Source organism: Vibrio sp. Vb1574 (genome assembly GCF_033338675.1).
The window spans coordinates 204,993-225,640 of record NZ_JAWOTC010000001.1 but is presented as its reverse complement, the minus strand read 5'-3'; the positions used below and the strand labels follow the sequence as shown (position 1 = coordinate 225,640).

The 20,648-nt window shown below is 44.7% G+C and carries 16 protein-coding genes; 9 read left to right on the top strand and 7 right to left on the bottom strand.

The annotated features are described in order from the left end of the window. Window positions 1-212 precede the first annotated feature (212 nt). The 3 genes from rsmC to hemL all read right to left on the bottom strand — a co-directional run bounded on the left by rsmC (window position 213) and on the right by hemL (window position 4,041). Complete coding sequence (rsmC, locus tag R7O12_RS01000; protein ID WP_132936916.1) at window positions 213-1,238, bottom strand: 16S rRNA (guanine(1207)-N(2))-methyltransferase RsmC; 1,026 nt, start codon at window positions 1,236-1,238, stop codon at window positions 213-215. 76 nt (window positions 1,239-1,314) lie between these two features. Continuing rightward, window positions 1,315-2,400 (bottom strand): AI-2E family transporter, encoded by a 1,086-nt coding sequence (locus tag R7O12_RS00995; protein WP_031779035.1) that lies wholly within the window; start codon window positions 2,398-2,400, stop codon window positions 1,315-1,317. 345 nt (window positions 2,401-2,745) lie between these two features. Next, window positions 2,746-4,041 carry a glutamate-1-semialdehyde 2,1-aminomutase gene (gene hemL / locus R7O12_RS00990; RefSeq protein WP_054579090.1) on the bottom strand — a complete coding sequence of 432 codons (1,296 nt, stop codon included), beginning with the start codon at window positions 4,039-4,041 and terminating at the stop codon, window positions 2,746-2,748. A gap of 246 nt (window positions 4,042-4,287) precedes the next feature. Here hemL and erpA point away from each other — a divergent pair, with 246 nt between their 5' ends. The 3 genes from erpA (at window position 4,288) to vmeK (ending at window position 8,964) form a co-directional block, all read left to right on the top strand. Next, on the top strand, window positions 4,288-4,629 hold the full coding sequence (gene erpA / locus R7O12_RS00985) for an iron-sulfur cluster insertion protein ErpA (RefSeq protein WP_005380031.1): 342 nt from the start codon (window positions 4,288-4,290) through the stop codon (window positions 4,627-4,629). A 105-nt stretch (window positions 4,630-4,734) separates the two neighbouring features. Next, window positions 4,735-5,850, top strand: coding sequence for an efflux RND transporter periplasmic adaptor subunit (locus tag R7O12_RS00980; protein WP_318125557.1), 1,116 nt, complete (start codon window positions 4,735-4,737; stop codon window positions 5,848-5,850). A gap of 9 nt (window positions 5,851-5,859) precedes the next feature. Next, on the top strand, window positions 5,860-8,964 hold the full coding sequence (gene vmeK / locus R7O12_RS00975) for a multidrug efflux RND transporter permease subunit VmeK (RefSeq protein ID WP_213872702.1): 3,105 nt from the start codon (window positions 5,860-5,862) through the stop codon (window positions 8,962-8,964). Between the two features lie 65 nt (window positions 8,965-9,029). On the opposite strand, the gene R7O12_RS00970 is transcribed toward vmeK, so the two are convergent. Next, window positions 9,030-10,322: a peptidoglycan DD-metalloendopeptidase family protein gene (locus R7O12_RS00970; RefSeq protein WP_021707738.1), complete on the bottom strand. Its 1,293-nt coding sequence runs from the start codon at window positions 10,320-10,322 to the stop codon at window positions 9,030-9,032. Between the two features lie 130 nt (window positions 10,323-10,452). Here R7O12_RS00970 and tyrS point away from each other — a divergent pair, with 130 nt between their 5' ends. After that, window positions 10,453-11,640: a tyrosine--tRNA ligase gene (gene tyrS, locus R7O12_RS00965; protein WP_017820416.1), complete on the top strand. Its 1,188-nt coding sequence runs from the start codon at window positions 10,453-10,455 to the stop codon at window positions 11,638-11,640. Window positions 11,641-12,059: 419 nt separating this feature from the next. Then, the gene (locus R7O12_RS00960; RefSeq protein WP_005380062.1) at window positions 12,060-12,905 is read left to right on the top strand and encodes a magnesium transporter; all 846 of its coding nucleotides are present in this window, start codon (window positions 12,060-12,062) and stop codon (window positions 12,903-12,905) included. Here the strand turns inward: R7O12_RS00960 and dacB are convergent. Together dacB and R7O12_RS00950 are read right to left on the bottom strand one after the other, a co-directional pair. Next, window positions 12,884-14,305 carry a serine-type D-Ala-D-Ala carboxypeptidase gene (gene dacB / locus R7O12_RS00955; RefSeq protein ID WP_017820417.1) on the bottom strand — a complete coding sequence of 474 codons (1,422 nt, stop codon included), beginning with the start codon at window positions 14,303-14,305 and terminating at the stop codon, window positions 12,884-12,886. The two genes, R7O12_RS00960 and dacB, sit on opposite strands and share 22 nt — an antisense overlap. Before the next feature lie 186 nt (window positions 14,306-14,491). Further along, the gene (locus R7O12_RS00950; RefSeq protein ID WP_005386521.1) at window positions 14,492-15,514 is read right to left on the bottom strand and encodes a porin; all 1,023 of its coding nucleotides are present in this window, start codon (window positions 15,512-15,514) and stop codon (window positions 14,492-14,494) included. Between the two features lie 545 nt (window positions 15,515-16,059). On the opposite strand from R7O12_RS00950, the gene greA reads away from it, so the two are divergent. Next, complete coding sequence (greA, locus tag R7O12_RS00945; protein ID WP_005380065.1) at window positions 16,060-16,533, top strand: transcription elongation factor GreA; 474 nt, start codon at window positions 16,060-16,062, stop codon at window positions 16,531-16,533. Between the two features lie 84 nt (window positions 16,534-16,617). On the opposite strand, the gene yhbY is transcribed toward greA, so the two are convergent. Beyond that, a complete protein-coding gene (yhbY, locus tag R7O12_RS00940; protein ID WP_005380066.1) occupies window positions 16,618-16,914 on the bottom strand; it encodes a ribosome assembly RNA-binding protein YhbY in 297 nt (98 codons plus the stop codon). 138 nt (window positions 16,915-17,052) lie between these two features. Here yhbY and rlmE point away from each other — a divergent pair, with 138 nt between their 5' ends. The 3 genes from rlmE to folP all read left to right on the top strand — a co-directional run bounded on the left by rlmE (window position 17,053) and on the right by folP (window position 20,647). Then, window positions 17,053-17,682: a 23S rRNA (uridine(2552)-2'-O)-methyltransferase RlmE gene (gene rlmE, locus R7O12_RS00935; protein ID WP_005388985.1), complete on the top strand. Its 630-nt coding sequence runs from the start codon at window positions 17,053-17,055 to the stop codon at window positions 17,680-17,682. Between the two features lie 108 nt (window positions 17,683-17,790). After that, window positions 17,791-19,764, top strand: coding sequence for an ATP-dependent zinc metalloprotease FtsH (ftsH, locus tag R7O12_RS00930; RefSeq protein ID WP_017635895.1), 1,974 nt, complete (start codon window positions 17,791-17,793; stop codon window positions 19,762-19,764). Window positions 19,765-19,816: 52 nt separating this feature from the next. Beyond that, window positions 19,817-20,647 carry a dihydropteroate synthase gene (gene folP / locus R7O12_RS00925; protein ID WP_017820419.1) on the top strand — a complete coding sequence of 277 codons (831 nt, stop codon included), beginning with the start codon at window positions 19,817-19,819 and terminating at the stop codon, window positions 20,645-20,647. Window position 20,648 lies beyond the last annotated feature (1 nt).

Sequence of the window (20,648 nt, the reverse complement as noted above, 5' to 3'; positions counted from 1 at the left end):
ACTCATAATGGGCAGTTCTAAAACATACTTCGCTGCCGAGGTTCTCGTTAAAAACGGATAAGATGTTCAACTAGATAGAATTAACAAAATTAACGAGTTTTTTTTCTTTGACAAGAAAGTTAGTTGTAAAGCGTGCAGGGTGACGCAGTTTTTCTTATGAGTGTTGAATTTATGAGAAAAAATCGCGCAGGTTTATGCCTGCGCGGGGGAAGTTATGATTTTTTCGCGTAGTAGATAGAAAATTTATTGGTCTTATTTAGCGTCTCGCAATTATTAAACGCCCGCTCGATAATTGGTGGGTATTTTAAGAAGCTATTCGCGACAATCACCATTTCGCCATCTTTGGTTAGATATTGTGGTGCCTGACCCAACAAGGTTTCCGCTGCGTTGTAATTTGTGTCTAAACCACTGTGGAATGGCGGGTTGCTGACGATAAAGCGGTAGTCTTTTGCGGTATCCGAGTATATATCTGATGCAAATACGCGTCCGGATAAACCATTCGCTTCTAATGTGGCTTGGCTAGAAGTGATCGCATAAGCATTAATGTCACACATCTCAATCGCGATCTCTGGATTCGCTTTCGCCATAAACGCACCGAGTACACCTGCACCACAACCAAAGTCGAGCACTTTGCCCGACAGCTTAGGTAAGGTTTCAAGCAGCAATCGGCTACCTAAGTCGAACTCGCCATGGCTGAATACGCCAGGTAGGCTCTTAACCGCTAGCGACTGCTCACCGAGTGTAACAGTGTAAGACTTAAACCAATCTGCTTGGTTGAAAGGTTTTGGTTCATTGAGGCAATTACCCCAGTAAAATGAGCAGCGACGAGCAGAGTCGTACTTGTTCACAGGGCCGTATTCTTGGAACATCTTCTCGATGCTCTTGATGCCGGAGCGGTTTTCACCAACGATGACGATTTCGGTGTTAATGCCCAGTTTCGCCATCAACATCGCCAGCAAGTATTCTGCTTCGGCTTTTGCTTTTGGCCAGTATAAAAGGACCATGTCTGCTTTTGTTTCGGCATCAAACACAGAGCCAAAATGACTTTTCACTTTGTCAGAGGTTTGAATTTGGCGGTAGTAGCTATAGTTGGAAGTAAACACTTCAACAGACTCACAATGAGCCACTAACTCAAGAGGAAATAGGTCTTCAACTTCACCAGCGACTAAAACGTGTTTTCCGTTGAAGTATTCAAGTTGGCGCTGAGCTATTTGGCTAGGAGCGATATAAGCAGACATAAATTTGGTTCATCAGAAATAATTTGGGGCAGATTTTCGCACAATCTGCCCCAAGCTTGAAGTGATTAAGCGGTGACTAGCTGTTGTCTTGTTGGTTAAGGAAGTCTTTGAATTCTTCCTCGTAGATATTAAACAGTACCATGGTCACGGCAAAAATAAGTGGGCCGTAGATAAGACCAATCAAACCAAACAGATGCAGACCACCCAGTAATGAGAAGAAAATCATAAGGGTATTCATGCCGGCGCTGCCTTGCATTAGCAACGGACGTAATAGGTTATCTATAGAGCCAACGATAACTACACTCCACACCGTCAAGAAGATAGCCCAAGTCATATCGCCTGTTAAGAACAAGTACGCTGCTGCAGGAATCCAGATTAGCGCGGTTCCTACCACTGGAATGAATGATGCAAAGCCCATCATTGTTCCCCAAAATAACCCAGGGAAACCGGCGAGCCACATACCGATACCGCCAGCCAAACCTTGAGCAATCGCTGTCATGAATGAGCCCATTACGGCTGATTTAGAAACTTGCTCTATCTCTGTCAATATGCGGTCTTCTTGGCTACGTGAGAGTGGCAGGATATGACGAATCGCAGAGATAATTTTGTCGTGGTCACGAAGCAGAAAAAACAGCACAAACAGCATCAGGAAGAAGTTCATTAGGAAGTTGGTTGCGTCTCCTAAAATCTTTGCGCTGATAGCAACTAAGTTAGAGCCAAACGATGTGGCAAATTGACCAATTTTCTCAGCAATGGCTTTGGGCTCGATTTTATCAAAAGGTAAGTACTCATTAACAATCGCTAAGCCTTTGATAACGAAAGGATGCTGGAATATATCTTGGATACCACCATTGGTAACCCAATTATATGTATTTTGTGAGAAAACAGAGCCTTGCTGAACAATGGCGGCAAACACAAATAAAAGCGGGATAACAATAATAAATGTCAAGACGACACATGACAGCAGTGCCGCCATATTGGGGTGCTTGGGAATTTTCTGCTCAAACCATTCGTGTATCGGAAACATGAGCAAAGAAATGATAAAAGCCATCACAATGGAATTGATATATGGCTCAACCAATAAGTAGCAAGCAAAAGCAGCGGCGAGTAAAGCAACCATTAGTACTCGGTGACTCGACGTTATTTTTACATTATTTGGCATGGTATTAGTCCAACTTACAGGTGACGTTTACGGTTTATGCCTTCAATGATGGCGTGTAACCTTTATTACTTTGCACTCTTAACTCTTTCAAGCTTATGACAATGCCGAATTAGAGCAGGGCGATGTACCTTGCTATAATGACTACAAATCAGTCGGTTATCAATCAAGAGATGAGCTATGGGTTGTTGCAACGGTGATAAAAAGTGTCAAACCGAGAAAAAAGCTAAGCGAATACCGTGGTTTGGCATTGTCGTTGGGGTATTAGCGATATTGGTTATTTTGAATTGGCAATAAAAAAGGACCGTTACGGTCCTTTTCTAAATGCGTTATCGCCGTTTTTAGCGATTATTTCGCTTCTTCTGCAAGAACAGCAAAACAGCGGTCAGCCGCTTCTAGTGTGGCATCAATCTCTTTTGAACCATGAGCGAGTGAAGTAAAGCTCGCTTCAAACGCAGATGGCGCAAGGTAGACACCGTGTTTTAGCATTAAGTGGAAGAAACGCTTGAAGCGTTCTACATCGCACTTCGTTACGTCTTCGTAGCAAGTTACTTTTTCTTGGTCAGTGAAGAAGAAGCCGAACATACCGCCCACTTGGTTAACAACTAGCGGAATACCGTGTTTTTCTGCTAGAGACTTAAAACCTTCAGCAAGTTGTTTCGTTTTAGAAGCTAGGCGCTTTTCGTTGCCTTCTTCTTTTAGAAGGTTCAAACATGCGTAGCCTGCTGCCATTGCGACAGGGTTACCGGAAAGGGTACCAGCTTGGTAAACTGGGCCTGTAGGTGCAACGTATTGCATCACTTCTTTACGGCCACCGAAAGCACCTACTGGCATACCGCCACCAATCACTTTACCCAGTGTCGTTAGGTCGGGTTTGATGTTGTAGTGTGCTTGCGCGCCGCCTAGAGCAACACGGAAGCCTGTCATTACTTCATCAAAAATTAGTAGCGTGCCTTCTTGATCACAGATTTCACGTAGCCCTTCGTGGAAGCCTTCCACTGGTGGAATACAGTTCATGTTGCCTGCTACTGGCTCAACGATGATACAAGCAATTTCGCCTTTGTTAGCAGCAAATAGCTCGCGTACAGAATCTAGGTCGTTGAATGTTGCTGTTAGCGTGTGCTTAGCAAAATCTGCAGGAACGCCAGGAGAGCTTGGTTGGCCTAGAGTTAGTGCACCAGAACCTGCTTTTACTAGCAAGCTGTCAGCATGGCCGTGGTAACAACCTTCAAATTTCATGATCTTGTCGCGACCGGTGAAGCCACGTGCAAGGCGAATCGCGCTCATCGTAGCTTCAGTACCAGAACTTACCATGCGGATTTGCTCCATTGATGGAACAAGCTCAGAAACTAATTCTGCCATCGCGATTTCAAGTTCTGTTGGCGCACCGAAGCTAAGACCGCGTTGCGCTGCATCAATTACTGCTTCGCGGATAACTGCGTGGTTGTGGCCAAGAATCATTGGACCCCAAGAGCCAACGTAATCAATATACGCTTTACCATCGGCATCAAAAATCAGTGGACCGTCTGCTCGTTCGATAAATAGCGGAGAACCGCCAACGCCGTTGAATGCACGAACTGGTGAATTGACACCGCCAGGGATGGTTTGCTGAGCTTTTTGATACAGCTCTGATGATTTGGTCATGGGGTTATCCTCTTTTGATTGCTCGGACCAAGTGGAGCGCATTGTACCTAGCTATAATCAAGTTAGAAACGTTTTGCTTAATTTATGTGTTGTTTCGCAGTGTAATCTTATATATCCGCATCTGTTATAAAGAATCGGCGGCGAATACTTGAACGAGTTTGTCAGGTATTGGATAATCGTCTCAATTAGCACAAATTTGACGTCTTGCTTCAGGCTTGACGCATTACACGAGTGAGAGAGGTCTTCGTGAGCGAAGTAAACGTACCATTATCTTTTTCTGACGCAGCAGCATCTCGCGTTAAAGCATTGATTGCTGAAGAAGAAAACCCAGCATTGAAACTGCGCGTATACATTACTGGCGGCGGCTGCAGCGGCTTCCAATACGGCTTTACTTTTGATGAAAATGTAAACGAAGGCGATACGACAATCGTAAACAGTGGTGTAACACTGGTTGTAGACCCTATGAGTCTGCAATATCTCGTTGGCGGTATTGTTGACTACACAGAAGGGTTGGAAGGAGCGCGCTTCTTCGTAAATAACCCCAATGCAACGACAACATGTGGTTGTGGTGCATCGTTCAGTGTGTAATTAACACCTAACAGGCAGCTAATGGCTGCCTGTGCTTTATGTAGAAGGATGTCACGTAAAGCACACGCTCGCAGATATGCAGAGAAATAATAAAAAGGACTTTATATGTCTGGACTTTCTTTTGGACGCCGAATTGTCGAGCGCCCTTGGCTAGTATCTCTTATCCTCGTCTTACTTCTTGTTGCATGGCTAACCATCGGCCAACTCAAAGCACAAGATGATCATCCTAACTCTTCAACATCCACGAACACGACACCACTTGCAAAGGTGATGTTTGATACTTTTCTTGCCGAACCTACCAGTAAAACCATTGAATTGTATGGACGAACAGCGCCCAATCGTCAAGCGCGTCTTGGCGCCGAAGTTGCCGGTAAAATAGTCAGTCTTAACATAAAGAAAGGCCAAGCGGTCAAACAGGGACAAGTGATCGCAAACATCGATAAGCGCGACCTTGGCATTCAACTTAAACGGGCCCAGGCGATGCTGTTGGTTAAAGAAAAAGAGTTTAATGCAGCTAAATCGCTAAAAAGTCGAGGACTGCAAGGTGAGGTTGCGTTTGCGACAGCGCAAGCAGCGTTGGTAGATGCACGTGCGAATTTGAGTAACGTGCAAACGGCTTTAAGAAATACTGAGGTTAAAGCGCCATTTGATGGCATCGTAGATCACCACTTTGTTGAGTTAGGTGATTTTGTCGGGATTGGCGATCCTATTGCGACGGTCATTGATTTGGATACTTTAGTGATTGAAGCCGATGTCAGTGAACGGCATATACAATACCTTAAGGAAGGCCTAGAAGCCGACGTAAGAACCATTAACCAACAGCATCATCAAGGTCGTGTGCGCTACATTGGACGTGTTTCTTCTGCTTCTACTTATACATTTCCAATTGAAATCGAAATTGATAATCAAGACGCAAGAATTCCTGCTGGTATGAGCGCAGAAGTACAGCTGCCTTTGAGTGAAGTGTTGGCAGTAAAGATTACGGCTGCCATGTTAGCACTCGATGAAGAAGGTAACTTAGGTGTCAAGACACTGCGTAATGAGCATGTTGAGTTTGTTCCAATTCAACTCGTTAAGGCCGAGGATGATGGTGTGTGGCTCTCTGGGTTAGGAGAGCGTGTAGACATTATCGTGCTGGGACAAGGTTTTGTGCGAGATGGTGATCAAGTACTGGCCAATAAAGTTGATGACGTAGTTATTGAAGCGGCTAGTGAGCAGTAAGGAGCACTTATGTACACTCTGATTGATGCTGCGTTATCCCGCGCTCGCACCATGCTGACATTACTGGTGATGATCTTAATTGCCGGTGTCATTACTTACGTCACTATCCCCAAGGAATCGAGTCCAGATATTACCATTCCTATTATCTACGTTTCTGTTGGGCATCAAGGCATTTCTCCTGTCGATGCCGAGCGTTTATTGGTTCGTCCAATAGAGCAAGAGCTGCGTTCAATTGAAGGCGTAAAAGAGATGACCTCTGTGGCATCAGAAGGTCATGCTTCGGTGACGCTGGAATTTAGTGTCGGAGTGGATCTTGATAAAGCGATGGCAGATGTGCGTGATGCGGTTGATCTTGCGAAGCCAAAGTTACCAGAGGACAGTGATGAGCCGACGGTAAACGAAGTCACGTTTGCATCTGAAGAGCCTGTTTTGACTGTTGTGCTCTATGGCACCGTACCAGAGCGAACCATTGTTCAGATTGCCAGAACGTTACGTGATCGTTTGGAAAGTTTCCGTCAGGTTCTTGAGGTTGAAATCGCAGGAGATCGCGAAGACATCGTGGAGATAGTTGTCGATCCGCTATTGATGGAAAGCTACGGTCTCGATCAAGCGGATATCTATAATTTAATTGCCTTGAATAACCGAGTTGTGGCAGCGGGGTTTGTCGATACAGGGTATGGACGCTTTTCGGTAAAAGTCCCATCGGTTTTTGATTCACTGAAAGATGTGCTTGAACTACCGATCAAGGTGAATGGCAAAGAGGTGATCACTTTTGGCGATGTGGCGACAGTACGACGTGCATTTCGCGATCCTGAAAGTTTTGCTCGTTTAGATGGCGAATCTGCCATCGTTTTGGACGTAAAAAAACGGGCAGGGGAAAACATCATTGAAACGGTTGAGCTGGTAAAAGAAGTACTGGCTCAGGGACAGAAGCGCGCCGAGTGGCCCGACAATTTGCAAGTTAAATACACTTGGGATCAATCCGACGATGTCAAATTGATGCTCAGTGATCTACAAAACAATATCTTATCCGCAATTATCCTCGTAGTTATCGTCATTATTGCCATATTGGGGGTTAGGACCGCGCTTCTCGTGGGGATTTCTATTCCAGGATCGTTCTTGACTGGGTTGTTGGTGTTATCGGTATTTGGGCTGACGGTCAATATCGTCGTACTGTTTGCTTTAATTATGGCGGTAGGCATGTTGGTGGATGGTGCCATTGTGGTGACAGAGTTTGCAGATCGGCGCATGCAAGAAGGAACGCCACGTAAAGAAGCCTATCGAGATGCAGCAAAGCGAATGGCCTGGCCGATTACCGCATCCACAGCAACCACATTGGCTGCGTTTGCTCCGTTACTTTTCTGGCCAGACATCACTGGTGAGTTCATGAAGTACTTACCACTTACTTTAATTGCTACCTTGGCCGCTTCGCTGATGATGGCTTTATTGTTCGTTCCTGTCATCGGTGGGATCATTGGCAAGCCTCAAGTAGTCAATCAGAAAGCTCAGCGAGAAATGGTGGAGCTGCATAACGGCAACTTTGAAAAAGCGACAGGCATTACCAAGCTTTATTACCAGACTCTGTCGGTAGCGATTCGTCATCCATGGAAAGTCTTACTCAGCGCGATACTGCTAGCGGCAGGTGTCGGCTTCACTTACAACAAAGCTGGCTTGGGTGCAGAGTTTTTCCCTGAAGTGGACCCTGCCTTTTTTACCGTTAAAGTTCGTTCTTATGGTGACTTGTCTATTCACGAAAAAGATGTTGTTATGCGCGAAATCGAGAAGGTGATGCTCGGTCATGACGAGTTTGAAAGTGTCTACACGCGCACAGGATCGAGCGATAATGGGGACGAGATTGGCCAGATTCAAATAACGCCTGTGGATTGGCAGTATCGACGCAAAGTGAAAACCATTATTGAGGAACTAAAAGAGACGACAGACCGCTTTTATGGTGTTGAACTTGAGTATAAATTCCCGGACGCAGGACCGCCTGTCGAGCATGATCTCGTGATTGAAGTATCATCACGAAACTTGAGTGTTAGTGCGTTAGATGAAGCGGCCAAAAAAGTACGACATTGGGCTGATGGTAATCCTGCACTGACCAACTTGAGTGATACCACTAATAAGGAAGGGATTGATTGGCAAATTGATATCCAGCGAGATGACGCCTCTCGCTTTGCAGCGGATGCTACCTTAGTCGGGAATACCGTCCAGTTTGTTACGAACGGCTTGAAAATAGGCGATTATTTGCCTGATGATGCGGATGAAGAAGTCGATATTTTGGTGCGCTATCCGCAAGATAAGCGCGACATAGGTCGATTTGATCAACTGAGAGTGAAAACGGCAGCTGGTCTGGTACCGATTACGAATTTTGCTCAAATCAAACCAGATCATAAGCAAGACACTATTCGTCGGGTCGACGGTCATCGAGTTATCAATATTAAAGCGGATATGGTGGAAGGTTATAATTTGGCGCTTGAGTTACCTAAGATTGCCGCTGGAATGGAACAGCTCGACTTACCGGAAGGTATTGAATATAAGATTCGGGGTCAAAATGAAGAGCAGGAAAACTCATCAGCATTCTTGCAAAATGCTTTTATTGTCGCGCTTGGTGTGATGGCTTTGATTTTAATTACGCAGTTTAATAGCTTTTATCAAGCTTTCTTAATCCTTAGTGCGGTGCTGTTTTCTACCGTTGGTGTCTTCGCTGGGTTACTTATTTTCCAAAAGCCATTTGGCATCATTATGTCGGGAATTGGAGTGATTGCGTTGGCTGGTATCGTGGTAAACAACAATATTGTTTTAATCGATACTTATAATCAGATGCGTAAACGTGGCTTAGAAAAATCTGAGGCTATTTTGCGTACGGGTGTGCAGCGTTTAAGACCCGTTTTACTCACGACGGTGACCACCATATTAGGCTTATTGCCAATGGTGTTAGAAATGAACATCGACTTAGTTAATCAGAAAGTGGAGTTTGGCGCACCAAGCACTCAATGGTGGTCTCAGCTTGCGACCGCTGTCGCGGGTGGTTTGGCATTTGCGACTTTGCTAACGTTAGTTCTGACACCGTGTTTGCTTATGCTCGGGAGAGAGCATTACTCCGAACAGTAAGCTTTATCGTGATGATATCGACAAAACAAAAAGGGCAGCGAAGCTGCCCTTTTCAATACCTTGCCTTACTTCATTGCTAACAGTTTGCTGTAGCGTTCAAGCTTGTCCATGCTAACTTTCGCGTTTGCCATGAAAGTTTGTCTCGCTTTGCCTGTCAGGGATTTAGATTGTGGCAAATTCACCGTGCGCGGGTTTTTATGGACACCATTCACAAGGAACTCATAGTGCAGGTGAGGGCCAGTTACACGGCCAGTTCCGCCAAGCGTACCGATGGTTTGGCCTTGCTTAACGCGTTGACCAGCTCGTACAGTACGTTTGGTTAAGTGCAGGTACTTGGTAATGTAAGTATTACTATGTTTAATGAAAACGTAGTTACCATTAAATTTGTTGTAAGACGATTTTTGAACGACGCCATCACCAGCCGCCCAAATCGGGGTACCCACCGGTGCCGCATAGTCCGTGCCTCTATGAGGACGAACGCGTCCCGTCACTGGATGTAAGCGGCGTGGGTTGAAATTAGACGAAACTCGACGGAAATCCAACGGCGCGCGTAAGAATGCTTTTTTCATTGCACGCCCATTTTCGTCGTAATACTTGCCACTTTTCTGATCCAATATTGCGGTAAAGGTATCGCCTTGGTTTTTAAAGATCGCAGCAATGATTTTTCCACGGCCGATTACTTCACCTTCTACCACTTCCTCTTGGTAAAGTACTCGGAAGCTGTCGTTTTTACGAATATCTAAAGCAAAGTCGATGTCCCAACCAAATATGCCAGCCAGTTCCATGATTTGGTTACCATTTAATCCAGAAGATATTCCTGCATTCCAAAAGTTTGATTTGATGGTGGCTTCAGCGTAGTTGTACTGGAAGTCGACTTCTTTTTTATCAACTTCAGAAACGTACTTGCCGTCTTTTAATGTGATACGAAAAGTCTCGAACGCGCTTAGTGTTCTTCTTAGCTGCACCAAGTCGCTATTTTCGTCAAAACCAAATTGCAATCGGTCACCAGGTCGAAGCCGAGTTAACTGTTTTTCCACTTCTTTGTCTGATGACACCAGTTCATGTAATAGACGAGCAGAAAGCCCTACGCGACTAAATAAGATGGCAGCACTCTCGCCATTTTTTACCTTGTATGTCTCCCAGCGCAGCACGGCGGGAACCGCAGGCGATGAACTATTTAGTGCACTGAGTTCGAGGGAAACTGGCACAGGATAATGTTGACCAACTTTTAATCGGCTCTGCTGCGGGTCTAGGTCTTGCGGATCAGGTAAAAAGAAGAGCGCGAAGATAATCAGCGCACTAAAAAAACCGATCAATACTTTGTGCAAGAGTGGAAGTCGGACAAAAATCGAATGCATGAGGTACTTGATTGCTAAATTAAACGGAAAAAGTGACAACTACCTAGTCTAACGTGTTTCAAAATGCATCGCTATTCAAGTAATATGTTCAGCTATTATATTTTTGCCAAATCTGTGGGAGTGAACAAGAATGGCGAGCATTGAAGCTGCACTAGCCGAGATTAAGCGCGGTGTTGAAGAGCTGATTCCAGAAGAAGAGCTAATCGCAAAACTAAAAGAAGACCGTCCTCTACGTATTAAATTGGGCGCTGATCCAACAGCACCTGACATTCACCTAGGCCATACGGTTATTTTCAATAAGCTTCGCTTGTTCCAAGAACTAGGTCATGAAGTGACGTTCCTAATCGGTGACTTCACTGCAATGGTTGGTGACCCAACAGGTAAAAACACAACTCGTCCACCGCTAAGTCGTGAAGACGTATTGCGTAACGCTGAAACGTACAAAGAGCAAGTGTTCAAAATTCTCGATCCTGCAAAGACTAAAATTCAGTTTAACTCTGAGTGGCTGTCTGAACTGGGCGCAGAAGGTATGATTCGCCTTGCGGCAAACCAAACCGTTGCTCGTATGCTAGAGCGTGACGACTTTAAAAAGCGTTACGCGGGTGGTCAGCCAATTGCTATTCATGAGTTCATGTACCCACTTCTACAAGGCTGGGACTCAGTAGCAATGGAAACGGATGTTGAATTAGGTGGTACAGACCAGAAGTTCAACCTTCTAATGGGTCGTGAACTGCAAAAGTCTCACGGTCAAAAACCTCAGGTTGTACTGATGATGCCGCTTCTAGTGGGCCTTGATGGCGAGAAGAAGATGTCTAAGTCAGCAAACAACTACATCGGTATCAGCGAAGCGCCAAGCGAAATGTTTGGTAAAATCATGTCTATTTCTGATGACCTAATGTGGAGCTACTACGAGCTGCTCTCTTTCCGTCCTCTGGAAGAGATTGCTCAATTCAAAGCTGATGTAGAAGCGGGCAAAAACCCTCGTGACATCAAAGTATTGCTAGCAAAAGAAATTATTGCTCGTTTCCACAGTGAAGCCGATGCCGATGCAGCAGAGCAAGAATTCGTAAACCGTTTTGCGAAGAACCAAATTCCTGATGAAATGCCAGAGTTTGACTTTGACGCAGGTCGCCCAGTGAGTAATCTGTTGAAAGAAGCAGGCTTATGTCCATCATCGTCAGATGCGATGCGCATGGTTAAGCAGGGCGCTGTGAAGATTGATGGTGAAAAAATTGCGGACAGCAAATTTGCTCCAGAAGCGGGTACTTACGTGTTCCAAGTCGGCAAACGTAAATTTGCTCGTATTACTATTCAGTAATTCATAATGACTGCAAATGAAAGCGTCTGAAGGGCGCTTTTTTTGTATGAAAATTTAGCAAAAACGGCAAAGTAAAACTTCCATACCTGATGAACTTTGCTACTATACTTGCGCTGCCAATAATGGCAGCGCTATCGGAGATTTACATGAACAATACCGACCATCCTCCCAGTCGTTGGGTGAGTAAGATTAAGGGAGCGAAATAACCCGCTTCGGTATTGGCGATCTCCGCCTTACCTAAGTGGTGAGGCATCTTTTCTAACTTTCTTCTCGTTATTTCCTTCATACATTCTGAATAGACAGTGCATTCGCATTGGTTTTCTCTGTGCATCTTAATTGTTGTCTGACTTTTAGCGTGCGAGAGTGGCTTTTTCATGCTTTGTCGATGGTCGTTACCAATGCCAATCGGGAGATTCGCCATGACGGTAATGAACAACACTTTTATTGAAACAACACCAAACTTTTCTGAAGTAGAAATTGGTGCAGCTCGCAATGCATTCTTGCAGTACGAGCAAGAGCAACAAGTCCATTTGCTTACGGTTATGCCGATTGATGAGGCTGTAGGTATTTTACAGCATTGCTCTGTCGGCTATGTGAATAGTCTTATTGCTCAACTTGAGCAAGCAGGTCATGACAAACGCGCACGTCATTATGCTCACCAACTGGGTCTGCATATGTCTGAAGTTGATACACCCGATGGTTATTTATCAACTAGTGTTTTAGGGCATGTAAAACAGCGTATTGGATGGATCATTGCGCTGGCTCTTTTAGGGATAGTGTCAGGCTTGATCATCGCTCAGTATGAGGACACCCTTAGTCAGCTTGTTTTACTTGCAGTGTACATGCCAGTGATTGCAGCTGCTGGTGGTAACACAGGAACACAAGCAGCAACTTTGGTGATTCGTGCTCTTGCTACTGGAGAGTTAAAAAAACGCCAATGGTTAGAAGTTTTGTGGAAAGAGAGCCGAGTCGCTCTATTTATTGCGCTAGCGATCGCTATCGTGATGATTGGACGCATTATGTTATTTAGTGCAGGACAATCAACAGGAGGCTTTGAACTGACCGATATCGCACTGGCAATAGCAGTTGCGCTGTTCATTCAAGTCACTATTTCTACAACATTGGGCGGGCTGTTGCCAATTATTGCACGAGCTTGCAAGTTGGACCCAGCCGTATTGGTGAGTCCAGTTCTTGCGTCTATCGTCGATATTTCAGGAATGTGGATTTACTTTAACGTGGTGAACTATTTCTTAGGTATTGCCTGACTAAAGTTCACAATGTCATTGTAAAAAAGCTGCTCAAAATGTGTAATCGGGGCGATGACAGGTGTGTTGTCGTCCCGTTTTTCTGGGAAGTAGTCTGAAACAAACTGAACAAAAATGGTGTTAGGTTGACCATTTTTATCCAAGCCATATCCAGCCATATTGTAAGTCCCGTAGATAGAGCCACTTTTCGCGATCAGCTGTCCTTTAATTGGAAGTTTTCGCATACTTTGTCGGTACTTTAATGTGCCGGATTCACCTGATTTCGGCATGATGGCAATCAATTTGAGTTCGTTTTCATGCTTCCAAATATAGCGCAGCATTTCAGCCATCTTGGTCGCGGAGATCCGGTTATTTCGCGAAAGTCCTGAGCCGTCTTCTAGGCGCGCATTACGAATATCAATACCAGTGTTGGCGAAAATGATCTGCTTGATCGCTTCTGTACCGTTAGTAAAACTGCCTGGCTGAACGAAAAATTTAGCACCAAGTGTTTTGGTTAATGTGTCGGCAATCAAGTTGTCAGAGTTTTTGAGCATATCTTCAAGAATGTCTGGTAAGGCCTTTGATTGATGCATTGCGATGAGCTTTCGCTGCTTTTCTGGCGCCGTACCGACCCTAATCTTTCCTGATACCCCAATGTTGAGCTCCTTGAGCAAAGTCGCCAACCTTTGACTGGTGTAACGCTCAGGGTCTTGAACCGCAAATTTCAGTGGCAATGGTTTGTCTCTTTCAACCAAGCACCCTGTTAGCTTGTAGTTGTTATCGGGATTTGCAACTAAACCTAAGTCACAATGACGACTTTTCTTAATGGTTTTAGAAACTGTTTCTACGGTACTTGTGACACGAATAGGTTGATGCTCTGGTACGTAGACCCGCGTTCCACCATCTTTTTGTGTATAGATAGAGGCTTGTACACAGTTGTTATTGAGTGTGATGGTCGATGCCGGAGCGCTGTAGCAAACTCCCAAGATATCCCACGGCCAGCCCACCGCACGGTTATAACCAGTGAATGCGCTGTTATCGAGCCATAGGTCACCGTTAATCCGTTTTAAGCCATTTTTCTTAGCTAGAGTGAGAAGTGATTTTAAGTCGTTGGTTTGGAGTGTTGGGTCGCCGACAAAGTAAATCACTGCATCTGAGTTCGATGTTTCCAGCTTGGTTCGAAACCGGAAGTTATCACCCAGTTCTAACTTCGCGGCTAATGCGGTGACGATTTTTAATGTACTCGCTGGTGGGAACAGTTGTTCGGTAGGATGAACACCGTCAAGCTCAGCATTTTCACTGAGTTTTTCCGCAACTAAACTGATGCGGGCGCCTTCAGGCAACACCTCTTGATGAGGGTACGCTTGTGAAAAAGCAGAAAGTAATGAAGAGAATATGAGCAAGGGCCAACGTAAACGCATAATGATACTTTCTAAGGTGAGTTATGTGATTGAGTATACGCAAGTCCTTTCAATATGCTAGGTAACTAAAGAAATGCTTCAAATGTCTTCATGAATGAGACACGAGAGAAAGGCGCGCTGCTTAAAATGAAGTATAAAAAATGCCCGCTTAAAGCGGGCATTCGATATTCTAGTCAAAGACCGGAATTAGAAGTCGTAACGTAGACCTAGAGCTAGCTCGTCTTCAGCATCGATCTTAGTTGCAACTGTTTTGCTAGTGTCAGTTGAACCAAACTTGTCACCTGCATCAATCAGGTTGAAGTTGTAAGAAATGTAACCACGGAAGTTAGGCTTGAAGTAGTAAGAAGCATCAACAGCAAAGTTGTTTGCAGAAGTTTCGTTGTTAGTTTCTGCATTGTTGTATGATGTTGTAAATACTGTTTGGCCTAGAGTGTAAGCACCCGCTAGCTCGTAACCAGTGTAATCAACTGTGTTACTGTTGTTTGAATCTTCCATTTTCTCGCCGTCAGTGAATACACCAGCGAAGTAAAGATCAGACATTGTGTAAGATGCAGCTAGCATGTACTCGTTAGCTTTGTCTTGATCTGCGTAACCAGCACCTAGCTCAAGACCAGTGTCAGCTAGAGCGTAGATTGCAGATAGAGAGTAACCGTCTTGTTTGTTGTCGTAGTACTCACCAGTGTTTTCGTTTTCCATACGATCAGCGAAGCGGTAGCTTGCTTTTACGCTTAGGTTTTCAAACTGGCCTTTGTAAGCCATCATGTTGTCTGTACGGTCTGATACAGCTAGTTTGTCTGCTGCAGAGTTACCGTGGTAAGCCATGATATCTGTGAAGTCAGTGATAACGCCTAGTGCACCTTCAGTTTTACCGTATGCGAACTCACCGTAAGCACCGCCAAGACCAGCGTAAGCAAGACGAGTTTCTAGATCGCTCTTGTCGTCGCCGTCTACAGTACCGTTTTGAGCAGTCTCAAATTCACCTTCCCAGAAACCAACACCGTATAGGTTGTCATTGATTTCTTGTTTACCAAGGAAGTTTAGACGGATGCGAGATTTGTCTTGAGCGTCGCCATCTTTCATAGATAGACGTGCTTCAGCACGGCCGCCCATTTCTAGAGAAGTACCGTCTTGGTTGTAAAGTTCAGCTGCGTTTACGCCAGTTGCCATAGCTGCTGCAGATACAGAAAGAGCAATTAGAGTCTTTTTCATCTTATTTGTCCTAGTTAGCTGTCCATAATCATTGTTGTATGGGGGAGAGGTGATCTCTCACAAGTTGTTGGTCCAAAATTGGCTAATTGAGCGATATAGTTCGCACTTGTAAGCCATTGATCTAACAACTCGCTGGACATGTTTTACTGCTAAAGTTTCCGTATGAGTTAGTAAAATGATATAAATCTCACTGATGAACACTGTTCAATTGTGCGTTGTTTTTATTTAAATTACTGTTTTTTATTGAAATTATTGGCAATGACATTGACCTGACATTGATTAGTTTTTATCTTTTTTGAGGTTTTTGGTGTAATGAACAGTGTTGTTTTTCAATAAATTGAGAAGGTGATTCGCCCTAGAACCGCTCTAAAAGTGAGTTATATCATTATGCCGAAAAGGCATAGTCTTGCTGCTTTTCGAATTAAGATGATTTCGTCCGGGAGTTTGTTTACACTAAACGAAATACATCTTTAAGCGCACTACCCAGTCCTATGACAGGGTGGGCTTTTTTTGTCCAAAGACCCATTTGGGCTTGAGGTTATAAAATGGAAAAAGTTCCAATGACACTACGTGGCGAGCAAAAGCTACGTGCAGAACTCGATCGTCTACTTAAACTACGTCCTCAGATCTCAGAGGCAATTGCTGAAGCTCGTGAGCTAGGTGATTTAAAAGAGAATGCTGAATATCACGCCGCTCGTGAAGAGCAGGGCATTTGTGAAGCACAAATCCGTGACATTGAATACAAACTGTCAGTTGCTCAAGTTATTGATGTAACGAAGATGGAGAACACGGGTAAAGTTATTTTTGGTTCAACCGTAACCTTGATTGATATCGACACCGAAGAAGAAAAAACGTACCAAATCGTTGGTGATGATGAAGCCGATATCAAAGCAGGTCGCATTTCAGTGAGCTCACCTATTGCTCGTGGCCTGATTGGTAAGATGGAAGGTGATGAAGTTGCTATTCAAACTCCGGGTGGCGCGAAAGACTTCGAAATTGACCGAGTAGAATATATCTAAGTCGTTTGGAGTAGCATTACTGCCCTGATAAAACGCAAAAAGGTCGCCTCGGGCGACCTTTTTTCTTCAGCAACGTAAGTAGAGTTACTTACGAGGGATTTCGATTTTACGCTCTTCAGACTGGCGGTATAGCACAAGCACTTTACCAATAGTCTGAACTTTTTCAGCGCCCGTCTCACGTACGATAGCGTCGATGATTAGCTGTTTTGTTTCACGATCTTCCGAAGCAACTTTTACTTTGATAAGTTCGTGATGGTTAAGAGCGATTTCAATTTCTGCTAGCACGGCTTCTGTAAGTCCATTTGCGCCCATTAGCACAACAGGTTTTAAACTGTGAGCTAGGCCTTTAAGGTGCTGCTTTTGTTTGGTGCTTAGGTTCATTACGCGGCCAATTTTCTTTAAAATAAGGGTTGAAAAAAGCTATTTTAACGCCATCTATTGCTGAAGACTATAATTTATTGAGTAATAGGTAGCGCCTATTAAAACAATAGCTCCAATTTGTGCCTTGTTGGGATTAAAATGAGTAAACAAAAACATTCGGCTAGTTCTGGTCGTTGGTTGAAAGAACACTTTGATGATAAATACGCGAATGAAGCCCGAAAAAAAGGCTACCGCTCACGTGCTTATTTCAAGATCGATGAGATTCAAACGAAAGATAAATTGTTAAAGCCTGGAATGACAGTCGTCGACTTGGGGGCTGCGCCGGGCGGATGGTCTCAATATGCTGCTAAGATAGTAGGGGACAGTGGTCAGATCATTGCGTGTGACTTGCTTCCTATGGACCCGATTGCTGGCGTTAGCTTTTTACAAGGCGACTTTCGTGATGATGCAGTATTGGAAGCTTTGCTAGAAAGGATCCAACCTTCCATGGTAGACGTAGTAATGTCTGATATGGCGCCTAACATCGCGGGAAACAATTCTGTTGATCAACCTCGCGCTATGTATTTAGTTGAATTAGCTTTAGATATGTGTCGACAAGTTCTAGCGCCTAATGGTAGCTTTGTCGTAAAGGTTTTCCAAGGGGAAGGCTTCGATCAGTATGTGAAAGAAGTCCGAGACATGTTTAAAGCCGTAAAAATTAGAAAACCAGACTCATCGCGAGCTCGCTCTCGAGAGGTCTTCGTCGTAGCCACTGGTTACAAAGGTTAACCATTTTGCTCTCTTGAGAGCGTGTTAACACTATAGCTACAGTTAATGAACTGTAGTACCCTACCTTTAATTACAATTAGTTATCGAGAGGCTTACACCTTGAGTGACATGGCAAAAAATTTAATTCTGTGGCTTGTTATCGCCGTCGTATTGATGTCGGTATTCCAGAGCTTTGGCCCTGGAGAAAGCAATGGCAGAACCGTGGATTACACCACGTTTGTACAGGAAGTTGGCCAAGGCCAGATTCAAGAAGCAACTTTTAAAGACGGTGAAATTAGCTTTGTTCGTCGTGGCGGCGGTGCCAAAATGGTCACTTACATGCCAGTGTATGACCAAAAGCTTCTAGATGACCTAATTAACCAAAACGTGAAAGTACAAGGCACGCCTCCAGAAGAGCAAAGCTTGCTGGGTACTATCTTCATCTCTTGGTTCCCAATGATCTTACTAATTGGTGTATGGATTTTCTTCATGCGTCAAATGCAAGGCGGCGGGGGTAAAGGCGCCATGTCTTTTGGTAAGAGCAAAGCTCGAATGATGAGCGAAGAACAAATCAAGACAACTTTTGCTGACGTTGCAGGTTGTGACGAAGCAAAAGAAGACGTGAAAGAGCTGGTGGACTACCTACGCGATCCAAGCCGCTTCCAAAAGCTGGGCGGTAAGATTCCAACGGGTGTTCTAATGGTTGGTCCTCCTGGTACGGGTAAAACGCTTCTAGCGAAAGCCATTGCCGGTGAGGCGAAAGTACCATTCTTCACTATCTCTGGTTCTGATTTCGTAGAAATGTTCGTTGGTGTTGGTGCATCTCGTGTGCGTGACATGTTTGAACAAGCAAAGAAAGCCGCACCTTGTATCATCTTTATCGATGAGATCGATGCGGTAGGTCGTCAACGTGGCGCAGGTGTTGGTGGTGGTCATGATGAACGTGAACAAACACTAAACCAAATGCTCGTTGAGATGGATGGTTTCGAAGGTAACGAAGGTATTATCGTTATCGCTGCGACTAACCGTCCGGATGTGCTGGACCCTGCGTTACTGCGTCCTGGTCGTTTTGACCGCCAAGTGGTAGTTGGTCTTCCAGATGTACGTGGCCGTGAACAGATCCTAAAAGTTCACATGCGTAAGGTCCCTCTAGCGGGTGATGTAGAGCCTTCTCTCATCGCACGTGGTACTCCAGGCTTCTCTGGTGCTGACCTAGCAAACTTAGTTAACGAAGCAGCCCTGTTTGCTGCGCGCGGTAACAAGCGCAACGTTTCTATGGTTGAGTTTGAACTGGCGAAAGACAAAATCATGATGGGTGCTGAGCGCCGTTCAATGGTGATGTCTGAGGAAGTGAAAGAGTCAACCGCATACCACGAAGCGGGTCACGCGATTGTTGGTCGCTTGGTTCCTGAACACGATCCAGTGTACAAAGTGTCTATCATTCCACGTGGTCGTGCGTTGGGTGTAACAATGTACCTTCCAGAGCAGGACCGCGTGAGTATGTCTCGCCAACACCTAGAATCAATGATTTCTAGCTTGTACGGTGGTCGTTTAGCAGAAGAACTTATCTACGGTGCTGACAAAGTATCAACCGGTGCTTCTAATGATATCGAGCGCGCAACAGATATTGCTCGTAAGATGGTTACTCAATGGGGTTTCTCTGAAAAGCTTGGCCCTCTGCTGTATGCAGAAGATGAAGGCGAAGTGTTCTTAGGGCGTAGTGTAACTCAGACTAAACATGTGTCTGACGATACAGCGAAGTTGATTGATGACGAAGTTCGTCAGATCATTGACCGCAACTACGATCGTGCGAAGAAGATTCTTCAAGAGAACATGGATATCATGCATGCGATGAAAGATGCGCTGATGAAGTATGAAACCATTGATGCTCGCCAGATTGATGACTTAATGGAGCGCAAAGCTGAAATTCGTGAGCCTGCGGGCTGGAGTGATAACTCAGCAAGCAAACCAGAAGACAGCGACAAGCCTCAAGCAAAGCAAGAAGTTAAAGAAGAAGCAACGGAGACTGCGAAAGATGCAGAACAGCCTAGCTCTTCTGAAACAACTTCTAACGAAGCGCCTGAAAAGAAAGACTCTGAATAAAGAGTATCGATAATATTAAACCCCGAGTTATCTCGGGGTTTTTGTGTTTATGATGATGATTACAGCAAATAACAAATCTTTGGACCTTTCGCGTCCACATGTCATGGCCATTCTAAATGTGACACCGGATTCCTTTTCGGATGGCGGTAAATACAACTCAATTGAACTTGCTCTTGCTCAAGTTGATAAAATGATAAAGGCTGGTGTAAGTATTGTTGATGTTGGTGGTGAATCGACAAGACCTGGTGCACCGGATGTGTCTTTGGAAGAAGAGCTTAGGCGTGTTGTCCCAGTAATCAAAGCCATTCGTGAAAAATATGATGTATGGATTTCCGTTGACACCAGTAAAGCAGAAGTGATGCGTCAAGCAATTGATGCTGGGGCTGATTTGATCAATGACATCCGCTCGCTGCAAGAGCCAGGTGCTCTGGAAGTCGCAGCAGAAGCAAACCTTCCAATTTGTCTGATGCATATGAAAGGTCAGCCTAGGACCATGCAAGTTGACCCTCATTATGATGATTTAATGGGGGACGTGTCGGCTTTTCTAGAAGAACGTATCGCGGCGTGTGAAGCAGCAGGGATTGATAAATCTCAACTGATTCTCGATCCTGGGTTTGGCTTTGGCAAAACAATCGAACACAATTATCATATGCTTGCTCATCTTGAAAAGTTTCATGAATTCGGCCTGCCTATTTTGGCTGGCATGTCTCGTAAATCCATGATCTTCAAACTGTTAGACAAGCCAGCGGCAGAGTGTACGAACGCAAGTGTCGTTTGTGCTACGATTGCCGCGATGAAAGGCGCGCAGATCATTCGCGTGCATGACTTTGAAGAGACAATCGAAGCGATGAAAGTTGTTGAGATGACGAAAAACAATATTTAAA